This is a genomic window from Paenarthrobacter sp. Z7-10, assembly GCF_026932795.1.
Lineage (GTDB): Bacteria > Actinomycetota > Actinomycetes > Actinomycetales > Micrococcaceae > Arthrobacter_M.
The window spans coordinates 14,955-18,289 of sequence record NZ_JADPVH010000070.1; the positions used below are offsets into that span (position 1 = coordinate 14,955).

General features: G+C 63.4%; 3 protein-coding genes and 1 pseudogene. 3 read left to right on the plus strand and 1 reads right to left on the minus strand.

Going from position 1 to position 3,335, the window contains the following annotated elements:
- Window positions 1-53: 53 nt before the first annotated feature.
- Window positions 54-383 carry a hypothetical protein gene (locus IV498_RS16555; RefSeq protein WP_269048191.1) on the minus strand — a complete coding sequence of 110 codons (330 nt, stop codon included), beginning with the start codon at window positions 381-383 and terminating at the stop codon, window positions 54-56.
- Between the two features lie 988 nt (window positions 384-1,371).
- Between IV498_RS16555 and IV498_RS16560 the strand changes: the two genes are divergently transcribed.
- From IV498_RS16560 to IV498_RS16570, 3 genes and pseudogenes are all read left to right on the plus strand, one after another.
- The gene (locus tag IV498_RS16560; RefSeq protein ID WP_269048192.1) at window positions 1,372-1,992 is read left to right on the plus strand and encodes a DNA-binding protein; all 621 of its coding nucleotides are present in this window, start codon (window positions 1,372-1,374) and stop codon (window positions 1,990-1,992) included.
- Window positions 1,993-2,264: 272 nt separating this feature from the next.
- Window positions 2,265-2,687 carry a DUF3566 domain-containing protein gene (locus IV498_RS16565; protein WP_269048193.1) on the plus strand — a complete coding sequence of 141 codons (423 nt, stop codon included), beginning with the start codon at window positions 2,265-2,267 and terminating at the stop codon, window positions 2,685-2,687.
- 134 nt (window positions 2,688-2,821) lie between these two features.
- A pseudogene (locus IV498_RS16570) lies at window positions 2,822-3,172 on the plus strand (integrase core domain-containing protein); the annotation flags it as partial.
- Window positions 3,173-3,335 lie beyond the last annotated feature (163 nt).

The window sequence follows — 3,335 nt, forward strand, 5'->3', positions numbered from 1 at the left end:
TGCATATAAGAAGGCTTCGCCACTGTGTCCAATCGAGGGGGCGGCCGTGCCTGTTAAGGTTCGGTCCGGGACCGGTCGTCCTCGACGGCCTGCCAGGCCTTGCGGGCGGCGATCAGGACGGGGTCCCACAGCGGCGAGAACGGCGGGGCGTAGGACAGGTCAATGTTGAGCAGCTCCTCGACCGGGGTCTCGTGCCACACGGCCACGGACAGGACGTCGATGCGCTTGGCGGCGCCTTCCTCCCCGACGATTTGGGCACCCAGGAGCCGGCCGGTGCCGCGTTCGGCGACGAGCTTGGTGCGGATGGGCTTGGCTCCGGGGTAGTAGCCGGCCCGGGTGGTGGAGTCGACCACAGCAGTGACGGGATCGAAGCCTGCTGTCAAGGCCCTATGTGCCAAAGAGGAGCGAAGCATCCAGTACATGCTGAACAAAATCGTTCGGCCCGCCGTCGAGCGGCTCGAACGGGAAGCCAACTAGCTTTAGTACCGATTCGGTACTAAAGCGGTACTACCGGGAAACGTCACCCACCGAATAAAACGCTAGGTTCGGGGGGTCCTGAACCCCTGCCAGCCCTGAGCTTGTGCATCGAGAGCGGTGATCTGCTCGGGGTGAGTGTTCCCTGGCTGAGTTTTTGTCGCTGCATATGTCTCCAGACGCCGAGGACCCGTTCGTGGTCTTCGGCTGCCGCCGGGTACCGTGGTCACGATCCTGTTTGTGTTGTGAAGGTCGCCAGCTGGGTGAGTCGTTCCACCCAGCGCTGAGCATTCCTGACGGCCCGGGATGGTTGCTTCCAGCCCGGGATCTGCTGATCGAGCCATGCTTCGTGCCTGGGTGGTAGCTCAAGGTGGCGCCACGCGGTTAACCGGTCCGCCAGCCATCGGGCCATGGTCCTGGTCTGGGCGTCAGGGGAGTGCTGGTGTGGCCAGTAACCCGTCCGGTGTTGGTATTTAAGGATCTGCTGGGTCCGTGTCGCCCAGCCCGACGGAATGGGCTTGGTTTCCGTTCCGGGGGGAGGTTCCCGGTTCGTAGTGTGATCAGAGCGCAGTGTTGGATCACGGGCCGAGGCCACCTGGATCCGCCGAAATATTGTTGACCTGGGCGCACCGGTCAGGCCAACGATCGTGGCAGCCGGGATGCCGGCCCGGAACATCCGCACCGTCTCACCGTCGCCTCCGCTGTCGTTCATGCAGTGGAGACTACCAACCCGGCTCGCCAATCGTGGACGGAAGCCCCCCCGGACAAAACTCTCAGCAGGGCGAGGGGCCAGGTACGGAGCCTCCTGAAATGGGGGACTGGTGGAAGTATCTCCTAGAGGGTAACGTAGGAAACAGGAAACACCGTTACTTTTGATACTAACTGGAGGTATGTTTTATGGCTGAGCAGCAGACACCTGAGCAGCGGGCCGGCGAGGCTGCCGAGGCGCTGGCCGCCGGCGGGACTGCTGTCACGGCCCGTGCTGTACGTGAGCGGTCCGGTGTGCGTATGTCCGTGGCGGTAGAGGTTGCGCGGACTTGGAATGACCGCGAAGCCCAGGCCGAAGCCGTGCCCGCGCCTCCGGCCGCTGTTGAGGCGCGGTTCGTTGCGTTGTGGCGCGAGGCCGTGGCCGTCGCTCGGGGCGAGTTCGTGGAGGCCCGGACGGGTTGGCAGGCCACGGTGGAGCGGGCCCAGGCCGAGCGTGATGCTGCGGTGGAGGATGTTGAGAGGGCTGAGGCTGAGCGTGATGCCTTGGCTGAGCGGTTGGAGGACGCGGGACGTTTGCATGCTAGCGCGTATGAGGCTTTGACGACCGCGCGGGACGAGGCGCGGGCGGAGACCGTAGCCGCACGGGAACAGGCAGCTTCTGCTGAGACCAGGAGCAGGGAGGCGCTGGCTGAGCAGCGATCCCGGGCTGATAAGGCGGAGGCCCGGGCCGAGGCCGTAGCGGGGGAGCGTGACCGCCTCCTGGCTGAGCGCGACGGGCTGCGCGATGCGAACCGCAGGCAGAAGGGCTGACCGGGGACGGGAAGTAGGGGGGCGCTTTACAGAAAACGGCATACATCGTGTGCGGAGGCCTCGCCGACGCGGGTAACCACTGGCATGAAGCTTGTTGATGGAAGCTAGCCAAAGTCCGTCCGTAAGGGAGGGTGGACCCACACGGGACACGTTTGGCCGACGCCATACCGATTCGGTGCGCCATCCCAGGAGCGATAGCGTGGGGCCACGGCGCGGATTCCACTACTGTTGAGGGGGCGGGTTGTAACACCTGTAGAGAGGACTCCCACGAAATGTCCAGCGTGAATCCTGTACCAGGCCGGGGCCCGGTGCGAGCCGGGCCAACCCAGCCCCGGCGGGCGCGGCTCCTGGTATCGAAGGCGTCGCCTTGGAAGATCCTGCAGACAGCTTTTTTGCTTTCCATTGCTTTGGGCGTCCTTACCGTGGCCGGATACGTGGCCTTATGGATGATTTTCGCTGCTACGGGATTCTTTGATCAGCTGAGCGCGTTCCTGACCAGCGTGGTGGGCACCTCGTTGGGATCTCCCGTGGATCTGAGGCATGCGCTGCCACTGAACCGTGTTGCCGCGTTTGCCACCATCGTTGCTCTCGTGAACGTTGTCCTGATCAGTGTTTCGGCCACCATCGGGGTTTTGGTGTACAACGTGAGCGCCATCCTGGTGGGCGGCCTTGAGGTCACTCTCACGGACGGCTAGCACAGTCTCCTTCGTCCAACTGCCAGCATCCGGCTACGGTGTCCATTGTGACCTGGTCACCCATGGACGAATGCGCCGCCCGTAATCCTCCGGTCTAACAGCGTGGTTCGACTCCGGCACCCGGGCCGGCGGCAACCCGGAGAAGTTCCTTACCGGGCAATGACGTCCACCGCCCAACGGATGAAAACCTATTGTCGCCTCCCGCCCCGGCCCGCGCGGGCTCCGATGCCAGGGCGTTCATCAGCGAGTTCGTGGACTGGTACAACCATCACCACCAGCACTCCGGGATCGGCTTCCACACCCCTGCCAACGTCCACTACGGACTCGCCAGCGGCATCGCCAAGCAACGCTCCGAAACCCTCGCCACAGCGAGGGCAAAACATCCCAACCGATTCACCAAAACCACCGACCCCAAAATCCTGGCCCTACCCGGACCGGCATGGATCAACCAGCCCAAGGAAAACACCGAAAAACTAACCGCATAACTCCCGCTGGTACCAACTGAGGTGTGTCAAGGATGTGAGACAGTCGGCTGGTTTCTTGTTGGTTAGGCAGCGGTTGGCAGCGATTGCTGGTTTGGCTTGAAATTGGTCATTGCGGTGGTCGGTGGGAGTCCTTTGTTGTGGCTGTGTGGGCGCCAGCGGTTGT